The 17,473-nt window shown below is 59.3% G+C and carries 15 protein-coding genes and 1 other RNA gene; 11 read left to right on the top strand and 5 right to left on the bottom strand.

All coding sequences use genetic code 11. The features are described 5' to 3' along the window. Positions 1-8 precede the first annotated feature (8 nt). The 4 genes from B5G09_RS03570 to rfbA are packed head-to-tail and all read right to left on the bottom strand — an operon-like array spanning position 9 to position 3,530. Positions 9-1,145 (bottom strand): dTDP-glucose 4,6-dehydratase, encoded by a 1,137-nt coding sequence (locus tag B5G09_RS03570; RefSeq protein ID WP_087404052.1) that lies wholly within the window; start codon positions 1,143-1,145, stop codon positions 9-11. Then, positions 1,142-2,029, bottom strand: a complete 888-nt coding sequence (gene rfbD, locus B5G09_RS03565; protein ID WP_087404051.1) for a dTDP-4-dehydrorhamnose reductase — start codon at positions 2,027-2,029, stop codon at positions 1,142-1,144. Before rfbD ends, B5G09_RS03570 begins: the two co-directional genes overlap by 4 nt. A 3-nt stretch (positions 2,030-2,032) precedes the next feature. Continuing rightward, a complete protein-coding gene (rfbC, locus tag B5G09_RS03560) occupies positions 2,033-2,602 on the bottom strand; it encodes a dTDP-4-dehydrorhamnose 3,5-epimerase (protein WP_087404097.1) in 570 nt (189 codons plus the stop codon). A gap of 19 nt (positions 2,603-2,621) precedes the next feature. Next, a complete protein-coding gene (gene rfbA, locus B5G09_RS03555) occupies positions 2,622-3,530 on the bottom strand; it encodes a glucose-1-phosphate thymidylyltransferase RfbA (RefSeq protein ID WP_087404050.1) in 909 nt (302 codons plus the stop codon). A gap of 155 nt (positions 3,531-3,685) precedes the next feature. Between rfbA and B5G09_RS13835 the strand changes: the two genes are divergently transcribed. Continuing rightward, a complete protein-coding gene (locus B5G09_RS13835) occupies positions 3,686-3,913 on the top strand; it encodes a hypothetical protein (protein ID WP_143256468.1) in 228 nt (75 codons plus the stop codon). Between the two features lie 58 nt (positions 3,914-3,971). Here the strand turns inward: B5G09_RS13835 and ffs are convergent. Further along, positions 3,972-4,070, bottom strand: an RNA gene (ffs, locus tag B5G09_RS03550) — signal recognition particle sRNA small type. A 51-nt stretch (positions 4,071-4,121) separates the two neighbouring features. Here ffs and mltG point away from each other — a divergent pair. The 10 genes from mltG to B5G09_RS03500 all read left to right on the top strand — a co-directional run bounded on the left by mltG (position 4,122) and on the right by B5G09_RS03500 (position 17,263). Next, the gene (gene mltG, locus B5G09_RS03545; protein WP_087404049.1) at positions 4,122-5,135 is read left to right on the top strand and encodes an endolytic transglycosylase MltG; all 1,014 of its coding nucleotides are present in this window, start codon (positions 4,122-4,124) and stop codon (positions 5,133-5,135) included. Positions 5,136-5,156: 21 nt separating this feature from the next. Then, on the top strand, positions 5,157-5,759 hold the full coding sequence (locus tag B5G09_RS03540) for an L-threonylcarbamoyladenylate synthase (RefSeq protein ID WP_087404048.1): 603 nt from the start codon (positions 5,157-5,159) through the stop codon (positions 5,757-5,759). Between the two features lie 285 nt (positions 5,760-6,044). Further along, a complete protein-coding gene (locus B5G09_RS03535; protein WP_087404047.1) occupies positions 6,045-6,623 on the top strand; it encodes a DUF4199 domain-containing protein in 579 nt (192 codons plus the stop codon). Beyond that, on the top strand, positions 6,623-7,579 hold the full coding sequence (locus B5G09_RS03530; protein WP_087309168.1) for a glycosyltransferase family 2 protein: 957 nt from the start codon (positions 6,623-6,625) through the stop codon (positions 7,577-7,579). Before B5G09_RS03535 ends, B5G09_RS03530 begins: the two co-directional genes overlap by 1 nt. A gap of 3 nt (positions 7,580-7,582) precedes the next feature. Then, entirely contained in the window at positions 7,583-8,047 is a 465-nt protein-coding gene (locus tag B5G09_RS03525) for a DUF4293 domain-containing protein (RefSeq protein WP_087404046.1), read from the top strand. A gap of 176 nt (positions 8,048-8,223) precedes the next feature. Continuing rightward, positions 8,224-10,647, top strand: a complete 2,424-nt coding sequence (locus B5G09_RS03520) for a hypothetical protein (RefSeq protein ID WP_143256467.1) — start codon at positions 8,224-8,226, stop codon at positions 10,645-10,647. 252 nt (positions 10,648-10,899) lie between these two features. Beyond that, the gene (locus tag B5G09_RS03515) at positions 10,900-12,021 is read left to right on the top strand and encodes a DNA/RNA non-specific endonuclease (RefSeq protein ID WP_241147559.1); all 1,122 of its coding nucleotides are present in this window, start codon (positions 10,900-10,902) and stop codon (positions 12,019-12,021) included. Positions 12,022-12,052: 31 nt separating this feature from the next. Further along, positions 12,053-13,087 carry a nuclease gene (locus B5G09_RS03510; RefSeq protein WP_087404044.1) on the top strand — a complete coding sequence of 345 codons (1,035 nt, stop codon included), beginning with the start codon at positions 12,053-12,055 and terminating at the stop codon, positions 13,085-13,087. A gap of 18 nt (positions 13,088-13,105) precedes the next feature. Then, positions 13,106-15,949 carry a TonB-dependent receptor gene (locus B5G09_RS03505; RefSeq protein WP_206384409.1) on the top strand — a complete coding sequence of 948 codons (2,844 nt, stop codon included), beginning with the start codon at positions 13,106-13,108 and terminating at the stop codon, positions 15,947-15,949. A gap of 21 nt (positions 15,950-15,970) precedes the next feature. Continuing rightward, positions 15,971-17,263, top strand: a complete 1,293-nt coding sequence (locus B5G09_RS03500; RefSeq protein ID WP_241147558.1) for a DUF5689 domain-containing protein — start codon at positions 15,971-15,973, stop codon at positions 17,261-17,263. The last annotated feature ends 210 nt before the right edge of the window (positions 17,264-17,473 follow it).

Raw genomic sequence — 17,473 nt, 5'->3', positions numbered from 1 at the left:
GGGAAAAACTATCGGTTCCGGTACATCTCGTCGTAATACTTCTCGTACTCGCCCGAGGTGATGTTGTCCATCCAGGCCTGGTTGTCCAGATACCAGCGCACGGTCTTCTCGATTCCCTCCTCGAACTGCAGCGAGGGTTCCCAGCCCAGTTCGCGCTGCAGCTTCGACGAATCGATCGCATAGCGCATGTCGTGGCCGGGACGGTCCGTTACGAAGGTGATCAGATCCATGTCCTCGTCTTCGCGGCGGCCCAGCAGACGATCGACCGTCCGGATGACGACCCGGATCAGGTCGATATTCTTCCACTCGTTGAAACCGCCGATGTTGTATGTCTCGGCCACGCGTCCGCGATGGAAGATCAGGTCGATGGCGCGGGCGTGGTCCTCGACGTACAACCAGTCGCGGACGTTTTCGCCCCGTCCGTAGACGGGCAGCGGCCGGCGGTGACGGATGTTGTTGATGAAGAGCGGAATCAGCTTTTCGGGAAACTGATAGGGGCCGTAGTTGTTCGAGCAGTTGGTCACCAGGGTCGGCATGCCGTAGGTGTCGTGATAGGCCCGGACGAAGTGGTCGCTCGAGGCTTTGGAGGCTGAATAGGGGCTGTGCGGGTTGTACTTCGTCGTCTCGCGGAAGAACTCCTCGCCGTAGGCCAGGTGGTGCTCCGAGGAGGAGGCCGTGGTTGAGAACGGCGGTTCAATCCCCTCGGGGTGGGTCAGCTCCAGCGCCCCGTAGACCTCGTCCGTGGAGATGTGGTAGAAGAGTTTGCCCTCGAATCGCTCGGGACGCGACTCCCACCAGCGGCGGGCCGCCTCGAGCAGCGAGAGGGTTCCCAGGACGTTGGTCCGTGCAAAGGTGAACGGGTCGCGGATCGAACGGTCGACATGGCTTTCGGCGGCCAGATGGATGATTCCGTCGACCTCGCAGCGGCGCATCAGCTCGCTGACAGCCTCGAAGTCGCAGATGTCGCCGCGGACGAAGGTGTAGTTCGGCCGCTGTTCGATGTCCCGCAGATTGGCCAGATTGCCGGCATAGGTCAGCTTGTCGAGGTTGATGATGCGGTAGTCGGGGTATTTCGTGACCAGCAGCCGGACGACGTGCGAGCCGATGAATCCGGCGCCGCCCGTAACGAGGATGTTTCGTTTCATGATTGTTCCGAGGGTTGGTTCTGCATGGCCTGCAGACGTTTCAGACAGTAGAACATCGACTCCCGCCAGTGGGGGATCTCGATGCCGAACGTGCGTTTGAGCTTGCCCTTGTCGAGCACCGAGAAGGCGGGGCGTACGGCCTTGGTGGGGTAGTCGGCCGTGCGGCAGGGCGAGATGCGGCAGCGGTCGTGGCCCGCAGCGCGGGCAATCTCCACGGCGAAGTCGTACCACGAGCAGACGCCCTCGTCCGAGAAGTGATACGTTCCCTCGTGGCCGCGGTCCAGGCCGCCCTCGAGGATCGAGAAGATGGCCAGTGCCAGATCGCCGGCATAGGTCGGCGTCCCGACCTGGTCGAAGACGACGTTGAGCGTTTCGCGTTCGGCCGTCAGACGGAGCATCGTCTTCAGGAAGTTGTTTCCGTATTCGGAGTAGAGCCAGGCGGTGCGCAGGATCAGATGGCGGCATCCCGAGGCCCGGACGGCCTCTTCGCCGGCGAGTTTCGTGCGGCCGTAGGCGCTGCGGGGGGCCGTTGGGTCCTCCTCGGTGTAGGGGAGCGAGGCGCAGCCGTCGAAGACGTAGTCCGTCGACACGTGGACGAGCAGCGCATCGGCTTCGGCGGCCGCCCGGGCCAGATTCCCGACGGCGGCGCGGTTCAGCCGGTCGGCCGTAGCCTCGTCCTCCTCGGCGCGTTCGACGTTGGTGTAGGCGGCGCAGTTGACGATGGCCCCGATGCGGTTTCCGGTCACACAGCGGCGGACGGCCTCCGGGTCCGTGATGTCGAGTTCGGCGACATCCGTAAAGAGGTAGTTGTTGGGCGAAACGGCTCCCAGACGCTGCATTTCGCGTCCCAACTGGCCGTTGGCGCCCGTTACGAGTATATTCATCGCTCAATAGAGTTTTTCGTGGTAGTCAAAGAGCCACCCGGCGTCGCGCAGACGGTCGTGGTGACGGTCCTTCTCCGAGAGGAGGATCCGTTCGGCCGGGATCCGCCAGTCGATCCCCAGATCGGGGTCGTCCCAGGCCAGGGCCCCCTCCGACTGCGGGGCATAGAAGTTGTCGCACTTGTACTGGAAGATCACCTCGTCGGTCAGGACGCTGAATCCGTGGGCGAATCCGCGCGGGATGAAGAGCTGGCGGTGGTTTTCGCCCGAGAGTTCGACGGCGACGTGGCGCCCGAAGGTCGGCGAGCCGCGGCGGATGTCGACCGCCACGTCCAGCACGGCACCCCGGATGACCCGTACGAGTTTCGACTGCGCATGGGGCGGCTTCTGGAAGTGCAGTCCGCGGAGCACGCCGTAAGTCGACATGCTCTCGTTGTCCTGGACGAAGCGCGTGTTGCAGACCTTTTCCTGAAAATCACGCTGCGAGAACGATTCGAAGAAATAACCGCGTTCGTCGCGGAAGAGGCGGGGTTCGATGATGACCACCCCGTCGATATCGGTTTTGATTACCTCCATGGCATACAGGAATGTGAAGTCATTCTGCAAGGAGTTGCGGGTCGCCGGCCTCCGTCTCGTCGGCCACCTTCAGCAGGTATTGTCCGTACTGGTTTTTCGACATCGGCCGGGCCAGTTCGCGCAATTTGTCGGCCGAGATCCAGCCCATGCGGAAGGCGATGGACTCCAGACAGGCGATCTTCAGTCCCTGGCGTTTTTCGATCACCTCGACGAAGATCGAGGCTTCGGCCAGCGAGTCGTGGGTTCCGGTGTCGAGCCAGGCGAACCCGCGCTGCAGGGTCTGGACGCGCAGTTCGCCGGCCTGGAGGAAGGTCTGGTTCACGGACGTGATCTCGAGCTCGCCGCGGGCCGAGGGCCTGATGCCCTTGGCGACCTCCACCACCTTGTTGGGGTAGAAGTAGAGTCCGACGACGGCGTAGTTGGACTTCGGGCGGGCGGGTTTCTCCTCGATCGAGAGGCAGTTGCCCGCGGCGTCGAACTCGGCCACGCCGTAGCGCTCGGGGTCCTCGACGCGGTATCCGAAGATCGTGGCGCGGCCCTCCTCTTCGGCGGCGCGGACCGCCTGGCGGAGCATGCCCGTGAAGCCGGATCCGTGGAAGATGTTGTCGCCCAGCACCAGACAGACGCTCTCCGGGCCGATGAACCGTTCGCCGATCAGGAAGGCCTGGGCCAGGCCGTCGGGCGAGGGCTGTTCGGCATATTCGAAGCGCACGCCGAAATCGGAGCCGTCACCCAGCAGGCGTTTGAATCCGGGCAGGTCGACGGGTGTGGAGATGATCAGGATCTCGCGGATTCCGGCCAGCATCAGCACCGAGATGGGGTAGTAGATCATCGGTTTGTCGAAGATCGGGAGCATCTGTTTGCTGACTCCCTTTGTGATCGGGTAGAGGCGGGTGCCGGAGCCTCCGGCCAGGACGATACCTTTCATGGCGCAAATACGGTTTCAGATGGACAAAGATAGTTTTTTCCTGTCGAAAGGAAAAATATTTGCTTCATTTACATCGGGTGTTTTCGCCGGGCGCGGTTTTTGCGGCGGGGGGGGGAATCCCCGGCGTCAGGGGTGGAGGCTCCCGATGCCGCGATGTGGGAGCGGATTTTCCGGCGGCCATTCCCGAGGGGCTCTGGCGTGGGATTTACTTCCGATGGCGGCGCTGGCGGCGGTTCCGCTGGATGCGGCGGATGGCCTACGGCGACTCCCTGCCTGCGGACCTGCTGCGCACGGTATGGCGTCACCTCCGGCGGCATCTTTCGCCGCTTCGCCGGCGAGAGGCGGAAGAGCGTGTACGCCGGGCCGCCCGTCCATTCCTCTGATTTCCGGGCCTTTAAAAAAAAGCGGCGTCCGGGAAGCCGGACGCCGCAGGGCACAAAAAAAGGGTGAGCTACTTGCATCGCACCGCTACAACCACATACCCTTGCTCGATTCCTCGCCTGGGGGATTCTGCAGGAGCTGGTCGTGTAAGACTCACCCGGGATGCAAAAGTAGGAATATTTTCCTATCTTTGCAAAAAAATCAGGCGAAATGCAGAAAAAAACCTTGTTGCGCATCCTTGCGGGGGTTGCAGTTGTCGTGGTCGTGGGGGCTGTCCTTCTGTTTATCGAGTTCCGGGGCAGTGCGGTTCCGGCGCAGCGCGAACTCTTCGTCAGCCGCACGGCCACGTACGATCAGCTGACCGATTCACTGCTGCCGTCGATCCGTCGCCATGCCGCCTTCCGGGCCTATGCCCGGCGGCTTCGCCTGGCCGACAGCTTCAAACCGGGCCACTACGTGCTGCGTCCCGGCATGAGCGTCATCGAGATCGTCCGCATGCTCAAACTCGGCATGCAGACTCCCGTTCGGGTGACGGTCCAGAACGTGCGCACGCCGGCCCAGCTGGCCCGGCGCCTCTCGCGGCAGCTCGATGCCGACTCGGCGGCGCTGATGGATGTGCTGACCTCGCCGCAGATGGCCGCCGAGGTGGGTTTCGACAGCGTGACGCTCTTCTCGATGTTCATTCCCGACACCTATGAATTCTACTGGACGGTTTCGCCGCGGGACTTCGTGCTGCGCATGAAACGCGAGTACGACCGTTTCTGGACGCCCGAACGGGATGCCCTGCGCCAGCGCAGCGGTCTGAGCCGGCTCGGGGTGATGACCCTGGCCTCGATCGTCTACGAGGAGACCTCGAAGAGCGACGAGATGCCCCGCATCGCCGGGGTCTACGTCAACCGCCTGCGCTGCGGCATGCCCCTGCAGGCCGATCCCACGGTGAAATACGCCCTGCAGGATTTCACGCTGCGCCGCATTCTCCACCGGCATCTGAAGACGCCGTCGCCCTACAATACCTATGTAAACCGGGGTCTTCCGCCTTCTCCGATCTGCATGCCGGGCAAGAGTGCCATCGAAGCGGTGCTTCACTTCGAGGAGCACGATTATCTTTATTTCTGCGCCCGGCCGACTTTTGACGGCTACCACAACTTTGCGCGCACCCTCTCCGAGCACAATCGCAACGCCCGGGCCTACAGTGCCGAACTTAATCGGCGAAAGATTAAATAATTTCACTATATTTGCGGTCCCATGTTGGTGAAGATCTACGGACAGAATCCTTCGGAAAAGGAGTTGAAACGGGTTGTGGAGGCCCTGGAGCACGACGGGGTGGTGATTTATCCCACCGACAGTGTCTATGCCTTCGGGTGTTCGCTGCGTTCGGCGCGGGCCATCGAGCGGCTTCGCCGGTTGCGCGGGCGCAGCGAGGATTCGTTGAGCGTCGTTTTTTGCGACATTGCCCAGGTGGCCGAATACTGCAGGGTGGACAACGCGGCGTTCCGGATTCTGAAGCGCAATCTTCCGGGACCGTTCACCTTCATCCTGCCGGCCTCGTCGCGGGTTCCGGACAAGGCGCTGGAACGGCGCCGCACGATCGGGATCCGCATTCCGTCGCACCCTGTGGCGCGGGCGGTGGTCGAGGCGCTGGGGAGCCCGATGATCACCGCGTCGGTCAAGGACGACGACGAGGTGGTGGAGTACACGACCGATCCCGAACTGATCGAGGAGCGTTACGGCCGCGAGGTATCGCTGGTCATCGACGGCGGGATCGGCGACAATGTCCCCACGACGGTGGTTGACCTGACGGGCGACGAGCCGGAGATCCTGCGCGAAGGCCGGGGCGACCTGCAGTAAGCCGCCGGGTGCCGAGAGACAGCCCCCGGGGCCAAGAGCGAGGGGGGCGAGGGGCGAGAGACCGGGATCGGGCGAGATGCGACGGCGGCCGCGGCTGAGAGACTCCTCCCCGGCAGAGAGAAGCCCCCGGCAGAGAGAAGAGGCCGCGGCTGAGAGACCCTCCCCGGCAGAGAGAAGCCTCCCTCCCCGGCAGAGAGAAGAGGCCGGGGCGACCTGCAGTAAGCCGCCGGGTGCCAAGAGCGAGGGCCGAGGAGACGTTTAGGAAAAGAGCAATATAAAAAGTAGATGGAAAAGACGAATTTCTGGAAAGATGCCGCCTTCTACGGCGTAATCATGGCGTTGGTCGCCTTTGTGTTCGATACGTTGAACTTCTATACCCGGCATGCGATCATATCCCTGGTGTCCCTGCTTCTCTTTCTGGGTCTGCTGACCTTCTTCACGAAGCAGCGTGTGGCCCGCTACGGAGCCAACGGTTACAGCTATGGGCAGTGCCTGCGGTTTATTCTGGCGGTGATGCTCTGTGCGGGATTCCTCGACGGCGCCTACATGAGCGTGGCAGCCAACTGGCTCTTCGCCTCGAAGTACGAGGCGATGATGGCTCCGCAGATCGAATTGCTGGAGTCGACGGGCTTCTACACCGACGACCAGATCCTGCTGGTGTCCCGCATGCTCTACTCGCCGCTGGCGCTGATCTTCTCGGCCATCGTCGGGGCGCTCGTCAAGGGGGGCTTCTTCGGCCTGTTCATCTCGGCCTATGCACGTCGTGAAGCGCCGGTCTTCGCTCCGGCGAACGATTCGCGGAGCGGGGAGGGGGATTCCGACACCGACACCGACACCGACACCGACACTACCAAGAACGCGTAATGGACAAACTGGATATTTCGGTCGTCGTTCCGCTTTACAACGAGGAGGAGTCGCTGCCCGAGCTGGCGGCGTGGATCGACCGCGTGGCACGCGAAAACCACCTCACCTACGAACTGATCTTCGTCGACGACGGATCGTCGGACCATTCGTGGCGGGTGGTCGAGGAGCTCAAGCAGCGCTATCCGGCCATCCGGGGCATCAGCTTCGGCCGCAACTACGGCAAGTCGGCCGCGCTGTACTGTGGTTTTGCGGCTGCCGAGGGGGAGGTGGTCTTCACGATGGATGCCGACCTGCAGGATTCGCCCGACGAGATTCCGGCCCTGCGTCGGATGATCCTCGAGGAGGGTTACGACCTGGTCTCGGGGTGGAAGAAGAAGCGCTACGATCCGATCGGCAAGCGCTGGCCGAGCAAATTCTTCAACTGGACGGCCCGCCGGGCCTCGGGCATCCGTCTCCACGACTTCAACTGCGGTCTGAAGGCCTACCGCCGCAAGGTGGTCAAGTCGATCGAGGTCTACGGCGAGATGCACCGCTTCATTCCGATCCTGGCCAAGCAGGCGGGTTTCCGGCGCATCGGCGAGAAGGTTGTCGAGCACCACGCCCGCAAGTACGGGCACTCGAAATTCGGTCTGGAGCGCACGGTGAAGGGGTATCTCGACCTGATATCGGTGATGTTCATGACCCATTTCGGTCGATCTCCGATGTACTTTTTCGGGAGTCTCGGGACGCTGATGTTCCTTCTGGGCGGGGGTACGACCTGCTGGCTGATCGGCGAGAAACTCTGGAAACAGTCCCAAGGGCTTCCGCTGCGGGCCGTAACGGACCAGCCGTTGTTCTATCTGGCGATTCTGGCGGTGATTCTGGGCGTACAGCTCTTTCTGGCGGGCTTCCTCGGCGAGCTGATCAACCGCAATTCGACGGATCGCAATACCTATCTGATTGATAAAACCCTGTAAACGATGATACAACGCATTCAAACACTTTATCTGTTGATCGTAACGGCGCTTGTCACGGTCACGCTGTTCACCCGTCTGGCCTGGTTCGGCGGTGCAGGCGAGGAGTTTTCGCTCTATGCCTTTGCCTTGAAGAGTGCCGACGGCGAGGAGCTTTATTCGGCGGTTTATCTGGGCATTCTGCTGGTATTGGCGGCGGTTCTGCCTCTGGTGACTGTATTTCTGTATCGCAAGCGGATGCTTCAGATCCGGCTGTGTGTGGTTGAGATGGTGCTTCTGGTGGGCAGTGCGCTGATGGAGGGGATCTATTATTACCTGGGGTGCCGTGTCGTCGCGGAGCTGTCTCAGTCGGCCCACGGGATGCAGGCCACGATTGTTTTACCGGTTGTAGGACTGTTGTTTGCGTGGTTGTCGGTGCGGGCCATATTCCGGGATGAGCTGCTGGTTCGGAGCACGGATCGTATTCGCTGAAAGCAAGGAAATGTCCCGAATATTCCGATTTATATTAAAAGAATGTTACAAAACTTTGTAAAGCCGGGAAATAATTTTAACTTTGGGGCGTAATATTCATATTATGTATACTATATTTTAAAATATAAATAAATAAGATAGACTACTGTTTTTATTTTTAACTAACACTCACTTTTATGAAAAAAGTCAATCTTTGGAAGACATTGTTCCTCTCGGCATTGGCTGTAGCGGCCTTTACGGGATGTTCGGACGATGATCCGGATGATGGCGGCGGGATGCCGTCGATCACTGTGAACGGAGCGGAGTCGGCACGTGTTGCCGTCGGGCTCGACGGCGGCAAGACCGAAGCCGTTACGATCGAGTCGTCGGGCGACTGGACGATTACGTTCGAGGGCTCGGATACCGACGACTGCGTGGCCGTACCGGCAACGGGCGGCAAGGGCTCGACGTCGGTCTATTTCGAGCTGGGTTCGCGCTCGGCCGAGCGTACGATCACGGCCAAGGTGGTAACCTACGGAACGATTGCCGGTCTGAGCGTGCCGGTTCCCGCCAGCGTGACGATCACGATTCTTCAGAACAGCGACGGTACGACCGAGTTGCAGACCAACGTGAAGCAGGTTCGCGATGCATTGTCTTTTGATGGCAGTGCAGTGAGTGCATCCACGGTTATAACGGGTATTGTTGTTTCGGATTACGTGGGCAACAACATCAACAACCACCAGATCATGATTGCCGATAATTCGACGGAGGCTGGAGCCGGTATGCTGATTCGTTTCAAGGGTTATGTTGGCAGCAAGGATACGGATTACAACCTGACGAAGGGAATGCTCATCTCGCTTGATCTGCAGGGCGGTATTGCTCAACGTTATAACGATATCCAGTATCAGGTAGATTTTACCTCTGCTACGAAGGATCCTGATATCACGATTAAGGATGCGGGCGATAATACCCCGGCACCTATTACGGTGAATGATGTGGCTGATCTGGTCAACTATCAGTCGCAGTATGTTCAGCTTTATTCGCAGCCGATTGAATCGATTCGTGGTGAAAAGTATTACAATGTAAGTTCGGGCTATGCCAACCAGACGTTCCAGACCAAGAATGGATCGACGTTTGCTCTGTCGTTCATGAGCTTCACGTCGTCGTGGGCCAAGGATGTGACGATTCCGTCGAATGCCGGTTATATCAAGGGTTGCGTATCGTTCAACTATCAGACCCCGACGCTCTCGCCGCGCAATGCCGACGACCTGACGGGTATGACGGAGTCTCTCTTTGATATTGAGGCATCGGAGACGACGATTAAGGATATAGCCGAAGGCTCTTATAAACTTTCCGATGTTACGATTGTAGGTGTTCACCAGAAGGGTGTCATGTTTGCCCAGGAGGTATCGGGCACCGTATACTATGTGCTGGGCTTCAACAACGGTTGGACGACCCAGACCTCGAATCCCTATATCAATTCCGTTGGCAAACTGGCCGACGTGGAGGGTACGAGCGAGGATCGTTACGGACTGTATCAGTTCTCGACCTTCGAGGTGACGACCGGCAGCGATTCGTCGCTCAAGCTTCCGACTCCCGAGACCTTCGATGCAACCGCCATTGAGGCCTACACGAAGGCTCCCGCCTACAAATATGTGAAGCTTTCGGGTGTTCTCCACATCGAGAAGGGCTCCAGCTACAATACCTACACGATCACCGTAGCCGGCTCTTCGGTTCAGAATATCACGTTCGCCTACGGCCTGGATGACATGTTCTCGGGTGTAAGCGACGGTGACGTGGTTGACGCTACGGGCTTTGCGCTGGGTTATGATTCGAGCAGCTCGAAGTTGAACATCATGCTCACGGAGATCGCAAAGAACACCTCGACGGCCGCAGTTACGATTACGACGACCCCGACGACCTTCTCGGCAGATGGCGCCACGCAGGACATCGCCTTCACGGTGGCCAATGCCGGCAGCAACAAGACGTACGCCAAGATCGAGGGCACCGGCTTCTCGGTACCCTCGGGTGAGGTGACCAGCCCGGTCAAGGTTACGGCTGAAGCCAACTCGGGTGAGGCACGCGAGGCCAAGCTGACGATCTATGTAGCCGCATCGGAGAACGGCGCGGCCGTTGCCGAGGCATCGGTAACGCTGAAGCAGTCGGCAAAAGCCACTGGCGATGAGGGCGTTGCCTATACTTGGACGCTGGCTACTGGAGTATTCGAGACTACAGCCGGTGTTGCCGAAAATTGCGGTACTCCTGCAATGAACTGGAATTATCCTGACGCTACTTATATCGGATGGGATACACAGAATGGCAAGGGTGTTCAGATTGGATCTAGCAAGAAACCGGCGGGATCATATACTTTGACGACCTCCGATTATACGGGCTCGGTAGTTAAGATTGTAGTCAACGCAGCCATTGCATCGGGTGGAGATGGTAAGTTGACCGTAAAAGTTGGTGGAACTCAGATTGGAGAGACCCAGACTTTGGTTCTTGAGTCTACTGACTATACGTTTACGGCGTTATCGCCGGTTTCGGGTGATATCTCGATCGAACTGACGAATACGACGAAAGCAATGTATATCAAGTCGATTGCCATTAATCCGGAAGAATAGTTTCTCAGTCGAGGAAACCGACTTATAAACCAACCACTCTTGGCGGGGTATTGCAAGATGCCCCGTCAAGAGTTTGGTTTTCTAAAAACCAATCTCACAATTTTCTATTTCCCACCGCTGTTTTTGATGTTTTCTGACCTTTTCCACAAGACAGGCTTGACCGGCGTGATGCTCGCAATGCTTGTCCTTTTCTCGGGATGCAGCAAGGACGAGGACACTGCGGCCTCTTCCGCGTCGCTCGCCGCTACAACCGTGAATTGTAACGCTACATCGAACCGGATCATCACCCTCGGCCCGGCCGGCATGGCCTATGCCGCAACCCTCGCTTTCGACGGAGGGGAGAAGTGGTGCTCGTTCGAATCCAATACCACGGTGGCAGCCGGGGTTGTGGGGCAGGATCTGCCCCTCGTGCTGGAGGTGAATACCTCCGACCAGTACCGCACGGCCGAAATCACCGTAACCTTTGCCAACGGTTATTCAACCCTGCTGCAGATGTGGCAGATGCCCGCAGCCTCCTCAACGGATGCGGCCGACTACCAGCGCTCCTGGGGCGAGCAGCCCGCCTATCGTCAGGGTAGCGATTATATCTACAAAACCTATCATACGACGCTCCTCACGACGAGCAAGTACCTCATGGGGGGCGTACGACGCAACTATTCGATCTGCTTCGATGCTGCGAACCGCATATCGCTGTGGGTAGCCTACCCGCTGCACGGGTGCTACACCTCGCCCAATACGGGACGTACGGACGTTTGGGCCTATGATCCCAATGCGCAGCTGCCCGTGATCGAGCAGTCGCAGCAGGCCAATATCGTCCAGTCGTACGGCACGGGCGATGCCCGCGGTCACCAGTGCCCCTCGGCCGACCGCTACAATACGGCGGCCACCAACGAGATGACCTTCTACGCCACGAACATCATGCCTCAGAATTCACAGTTCAACAGCGGCAGCTGGGTGCGGCTCGAGACTCTGATCCGCAACTGGGCGCCGACGTCGGTCACCGAGATGCGTTACGATACGCTGTTCGTCGTCACGGGCGCACACCTTTCGGGGCGGACCATTACGGACCGCAGCGGCAAGCGGGTCGGTTATCCCGACAAGTGCTGGAAGGTGTTGCTCAAGCAGAAGCGCGGACAGAACGAAAACCGGCAAATCTGGGAGTTCTCGGCCGACGAACTGCAGGCCGTGGGCTTCATCTTCACGAATGACCGGGCGGGCGGCCAGACCAAACTGCTCGATGCGGCCTGTACGGTTGAGGAGGTCGAGCAGCGGACGGGCTTCACCTTCTTCCGGAACCTCGATCCGGCGGTGGCCGCCGAGGTGAAGAGCCGCGAACCCGATGCGACGCAATGGCCCGGACTGGCAATTAACTGACAGACATATGTTTACTTAACTGCACAACCTTATGAAGAAAAACCTTTTGACAGGACTGATCGCCGTATTGGTGGCGGTGGCGTGCTTTGCGCAGAAGCCCTATAAAGTGGTCTTCTACAACTTCGAGAACCTCTTCGACACGATCAACGATCCCGGAGTGAAGGACGAGGAGTTTACGCCCGACGGTCCCAAGCGGTGGAACACGGTCAAGTATGAGAAGAAACTGGGCAATCTCGAACGCGTGTTGTTCGACATTGCGGCCGAGGACAGGGATTTCCCGGTGGTGATCGGCGTTTCGGAGATCGAGAACCGTTCGGTGATGGAGGATGTCATCGCGCAGCCCAAACTCGCACACGGCAACTACCGCATCGTACATTATGATTCGCCCGATGCGCGCGGCGTGGATGTGGGATTCTTCTACCGTCCGGATGTCTTCAAGCTGGAGGGAAGCGCCCCGCACCGCTTCGTGATGCCGGGGATGCCCGATTTCCGGACACGTGATTTCGTGACGATGTGGGGTACGATCGAGGGCGAGCCGTTCTTCTTCGTGGTGAACCACTGGCCGTCGCGTCTGGGCGGCAAGGAGGCCTCGTCGCCCAAGCGTGAGGAGGCCGCCCGCCAGGTGAAGCACATCGTCGATTCGGTCATGGCGCGGAATCCGGCCACGAAGGTGGTGGTGATGGGTGACCTGAACGACGACGCCACGGACCGCAGCGTCGTGGAGTGCCTGCAGGCCAGGGGCAAGATCAAGGAGGTCCACAAGGGCGAGATGTTCAATCCGTTCATCGCGCTGCTGAAGGCCGGATACGGCACGCTGGCCTATCGCGACGAGTGGAACCTGTTCGACAACATCATCGTATCGGAGAATCTGGCCACGGGATCGACCGGCAAGCTGAAGATTCTGCCCGTCGGCCACTCGAAATTCTACGGAGGCATCTTCCGCCGTCCCTACATGCTGCAGAAGGAGGGTCAGTACAAGGGCTATCCGCTGCGTACGTTTGTGGGCAACGACTTCCAGGGGGGCTTCAGCGACCACTTCCCCGTCTATATCTACATTGGCAAATAACCAGCTAACAATAATTGTATGAAACTGAAAGCTCTACTTTTTCTGATGCTCGCCGCCGTGAGCTTCGTCTCCTACGCCCAGCAGGGCGGGGTCCGGGGCACGGTGGTATCGCGCAACGGGCGCGTGGCGCTGAGCAACGTCGAGGTGAAGATCGAATCGCTGGGCCTGACGGCCACGACCGACAACGACGGCCGGTTCCAGTTCGAGAGTCTTCCGGCCGGCAGCTACCGGGTGCAGTTCACGACCCCGGATTTCGAACCGCTGGAGTTGCTCGTGCGCGTCGGTACGGACCATGTGCAGGATCTCAAGCAGGTGATTCTGGTTCCGGGCAACCCCTCGTACGGAGGGTTCCTCGACGATGCGGTCTTTGCGGAGTTCGACAGCGACTCCTCGTCGTCGGACTCGCAGGCGCTTCCTTCGTCGCTTTCGGCCTCGAAGGATCTGTTCAACAACATTGCCTCGTACCGTTTCAGCGAGATGCGGTTCAACGTCCGCGGCTATGATTCGCAGTTTTCGGACATCTACCTGAACGGCATCCGCTTCAACGACGCCCTGACGGGCTACGGCCCGTGGTCGCTGTGGAGCGGTCTGAACGACGCCACGCGCAACCAGGAGAACCACACGGGGCTGGAAATGGCCGACTTCGGCATCGGCGGCATCGGTGGTCTGACGAACATCAACGCCCGGGCTTCGCAGTTCCGCAAGGGCTTCCGGGTGAGCGTCTCGAACGCCAACCAGATGTACCGTTTCCGGGCGATGATCTCCTACGGTTCGGGACAGCTGGACAACGGCTGGTCGTACGCCATCTCGCTGAGCACGCGTCAGGGCGGCAACGGCTATGTCGACGGTGTCTACTACAATTCGTATGCCTATTTTGCCTCGGTGGAGAAGCTCTTCGGCGACAACCACCGTCTGGCGCTGACCTTCCTGGCCTCGCCCACGGAGCGCGGCGCGCAGCAGGCTTCGACCGACGAGGCCTACGCCCTGTTCGGCAACAACTACTACAATCCCAACGTGGGTTACCAGGCCGGCAAGCTGCGCAATTCGCGCGTGCGTAACACGCACGAACCGATCGCCATGTTGAACTACACGTGGGACATCTCGGAGAATACGCGTCTGAATGCGGCCACGTCGCTTCGCTTCGGCAAGAACGGCTACTCGGCGCTGACGTGGAACGGCGGTTCGGATCCGCGCGGCGACTACTACCGTTACATGCCGTTGTCGGACATGACGCAGTATGTTCCGGGCACGACGACTGACCAGACCTACTACTACTATCTGCAGAGCGCCGTTCAGGGGGCCCAGGTCTGGGACGGCATGCTGAAGTTCGATGACTTCTACCACATGAACCAGTATGTCGATACGGAGCTGACGGATCTGATGGGCGACAGCCGCCGTTCGAACTACATGATCGAGGAGCGTCACACGGACCAGCTGGACTACAACCTGGCCGTGAACGTGCAGCACAACATGCGCAACAACATGAAGATCGTCGGCGGTGCGAACCTGCGGGTGAACCGGACGAACTACTATTCGCAGGTGAAGGATCTGCTGGGCGGCGACTACTGGTACGACATCGACAAGTTTGCCGAGCGGGACATGGCCAGCGAGACGGCCTACCAGAACGATCTGGACTACTACTGGTCGACGGGTCACGCACGTATTGCCCGCGAGGGTGACATGTACGGCTACTATTACCGGGCCCACCTGCTCGAATCGGAGGCCTGGGCCAACTACTCGTGGGCCGTTGGCGGATTCTCGCTGGGTGTGGCCGGATCGGTCGGCTATTCGCAGATGTACCGCGAGGGTATGTGGCGCAAGGGCCTCTTCCCCGACAACTCGAAGGGCGATTCGAAGAAACTCGACTACCTGACCTATGAGGGCAAGCTCTCGCTGGGCTACAAGTTCTCGGGCGCCCACTCGCTGGAGGCCAACGCGGTGATTCTGCAGCAGGCTCCGAAGTTCAACACGGCCTTCGTTTCGCCGCGTACGCGCAACAACGTGACGCCGGGTCTGAAGGCCGAGAAGGTCTTCGGCGTGGATCTGACCTACAACCTCAATCTGCCCTACATCAAGGCGCGTCTGTCGGGTTACTACACGACGATCGCGGACCAGGCCAAGGTGATCTCGTTCTACGACGATACGCGCAGTTCGTTCACGAACTTTGCCATGAGCGGCATCGACAAGCGCCACTACGGCGTGGAGCTGGGACTCTCGATTCCGGTGTGGAACGGCATTTCGGTCGTGGGAGCCGTCAGCTGGGGTGACTATACCTACACATCGAACGCCGACTTTGTCCAGACGGTGGACAACGTCGACCGCATCGTGCTGCGCGACAAAGTCAACTGGAAGGGAATGCACGTCGAGAGCTCGCCGCAGACGGCCATCAACGTGGGTTTGGACTACCGCGGAGCCCGCAACTGGTTTGCCGGCGTGAATCTGAACTACTACGATCGCCTTTACCTGTCGATGAACCCCTTCTACCGGACGAACACGGCTTCGGAGTACTTCACGAATCTGATTCTGTCGGAGCTTTCGATGCCGGAACCCAACATGACGACGATTGACGGAGCCCTGAGTTCGATCAACAAGTTGCGGGCTCAGGAGGAGTTCGGCGGTTACTTCACGCTGAGCGCCAACGTGGGCAAGAACTGGTATATCGGGCGCTACATGCTGGGCATGAGCCTCGAGGTGAAGAACATTCTCAACGATCAGGATATCCGCACGGGCGGTTACGAGCAGATGCGCATGAGCAAGGTCCGTGCGGCCAATACGGGCGATTATGTCTTCGGACGCTTCCCGTCGAAGTACTTCTACATGCTGGGTACGACCTATTTTCTGAATGTCTATTTACGATTCTAACAACCGAGAAGAGCACACATTATGAAAAGTCTTAAAATAGCAATAGCGGTTCTTGTCGGCGCATTGGCTGCGGGCTGCTACAACGATTTCGACACGCCGGCGCCCCGGAAAATCTATACCGATTCGGATATGGAGACGCTTGGTCTGGAGCAGGTGTCGATCAAGGAGGTCAAGGGATGGTTCGAGTCGGCCTTCGGTTCGATCTCGGGGACGGGAACCAACGACAACTGGGAGACGACCAATACGCTGAAATTTGGCGATCTGGCGCCCGAGGAGACGAAATTCGAGGGGATGAAGGGTTGGCCCGACGCCTCGAACAAGTACATCAAGGGCAAGGTGATCAGCAGCGACCGCCAGGGTAACCTCTACAAGTCGCTGTTCATCGACGACGGTACGGCCGGCATTGAGCTGAAGCTCTATAACGGCCTCTACCTGGACTATTACCTGAATCTGAATACGATGGAGAGCCAGTGGGTCTACGTCCGTCTGGACGGGCTCTTCCTGGGCAACTACCGCATGATGCTCTCGATCGGCGATGCGCCGTCGGATTCGAACAACACCGCGGGCAAGCACAAGTACTATGCGAACTCGAACCTCGACAATCCGAACATTGCCAGGCAGTATGTGCTGCCGGGCGAGCGGACGACGCTCGATGCGTCGAACATCGTGGAGGTCGACGCGTCGAACTACACCACGGCGCTGGGTCCCGATCAGTTCGGCCGTCTGGTCCGTTTCAAGGATGTGACGGTCTGCTATGCCGGAGTTCCGAACCAGGACCACCAGGTTCATCCGGCGCTGAAGAACGGTACCTACGAGAGCCTCTTCCCGACGTGGATCGTCACCGACTCGGGTACGCCGCAGAATGCTCCGTGGTACTATTGGGCCTATAACATCGACAACATCCGTCTCTATACGTCGGTACTGATCACCTACCAGTACGACGCCATCTGCAACAGTACGTCCGAGTCGCCGGTCTATACGTCGGATCCGGGCGTCTATTCGGTGCGTACGAGCGGTTACTCGCAGTTTGCGATGAATCCGATTCCGAAGGACGGCGCCGTGGGTACGGTGCTGGGCATCTACGCCATCTACTCGAAACAGAGCACCTTTACGGGCGGCAGCCGCGATTATGCACAGTACCAGATCTCGGTAAGCCGGCTTGAGGACCTCAATTTCAAGACGGAGGATCTGCTGACGGAGACGGAGGCCGATGCGCTGGCCCGTTGGGCCTATGATAGTGGATATTCCAACTACGATCCGTTCGATCCTCCCGTGAAGTACGACCCGATGGGAGGTATGGAGGGGGGTGAATAACCTCCATCCAAGAGACCGATAAGGAAGGCGGCCCGGGAATCCCCCGGGCCGCCTTTTTGCCGTGCGTCCACCGGCTTTTGCGGTGCGTCCACCGGCTTTTGCGGTGCGTTCGTTGGCCGGGACCCTTCCATCCCGGGAGGACCGGATCGGGTTCCGGCCGGAACCCGATCCATCCGCTGTTCCGGGAGCGGAACCGGAACTGCCCGGGAG

This window comes from Alistipes sp. An54, assembly GCF_002159375.1.
Lineage (GTDB): Bacteria > Bacteroidota > Bacteroidia > Bacteroidales > Rikenellaceae > Alistipes > Alistipes megaguti.
The sequence above is the reverse complement of the archived record's forward strand: the minus strand, read 5'-3'. Positions and strand labels throughout refer to the sequence as shown.

Bases quoted from the DNA above. Each gene is read 5' to 3' on its own strand.
- rfbD (WP_087404051.1), bottom strand. From the start codon at position 2,029: ATGAATATACTCGTAACGGGCGCCAACGGCCAGTTGGGACGCGAAATG.
- rfbC (WP_087404097.1), bottom strand. From the start codon at position 2,602: ATGGAGGTAATCAAAACCGATATCGACGGGGTGGTCATCATCGAACCC.
- B5G09_RS03535 (WP_087404047.1), top strand. From the start codon at position 6,045: ATGGAAAAGACGAATTTCTGGAAAGATGCCGCCTTCTACGGCGTAATC.
- B5G09_RS03525 (WP_087404046.1), top strand. From the start codon at position 7,583: ATGATACAACGCATTCAAACACTTTATCTGTTGATCGTAACGGCGCTT.
- B5G09_RS03570 (WP_087404052.1), bottom strand. From the start codon at position 1,145: ATGAAACGAAACATCCTCGTTACGGGCGGCGCCGGATTCATCGGCTCG.
- B5G09_RS03505 (WP_206384409.1), top strand. From the start codon at position 13,106: ATGAAACTGAAAGCTCTACTTTTTCTGATGCTCGCCGCCGTGAGCTTC.
- B5G09_RS03500 (WP_241147558.1), top strand. From the start codon at position 15,971: ATGAAAAGTCTTAAAATAGCAATAGCGGTTCTTGTCGGCGCATTGGCT.
- rfbA (WP_087404050.1), bottom strand. From the start codon at position 3,530: ATGAAAGGTATCGTCCTGGCCGGAGGCTCCGGCACCCGCCTCTACCCG.
- B5G09_RS03510 (WP_087404044.1), top strand. From the start codon at position 12,053: ATGAAGAAAAACCTTTTGACAGGACTGATCGCCGTATTGGTGGCGGTG.
- B5G09_RS03530 (WP_087309168.1), top strand. From the start codon at position 6,623: ATGGACAAACTGGATATTTCGGTCGTCGTTCCGCTTTACAACGAGGAG.
- mltG (WP_087404049.1), top strand. From the start codon at position 4,122: ATGCAGAAAAAAACCTTGTTGCGCATCCTTGCGGGGGTTGCAGTTGTC.
- B5G09_RS03520 (WP_143256467.1), top strand. From the start codon at position 8,224: ATGAAAAAAGTCAATCTTTGGAAGACATTGTTCCTCTCGGCATTGGCT.
- B5G09_RS03540 (WP_087404048.1), top strand. From the start codon at position 5,157: ATGTTGGTGAAGATCTACGGACAGAATCCTTCGGAAAAGGAGTTGAAA.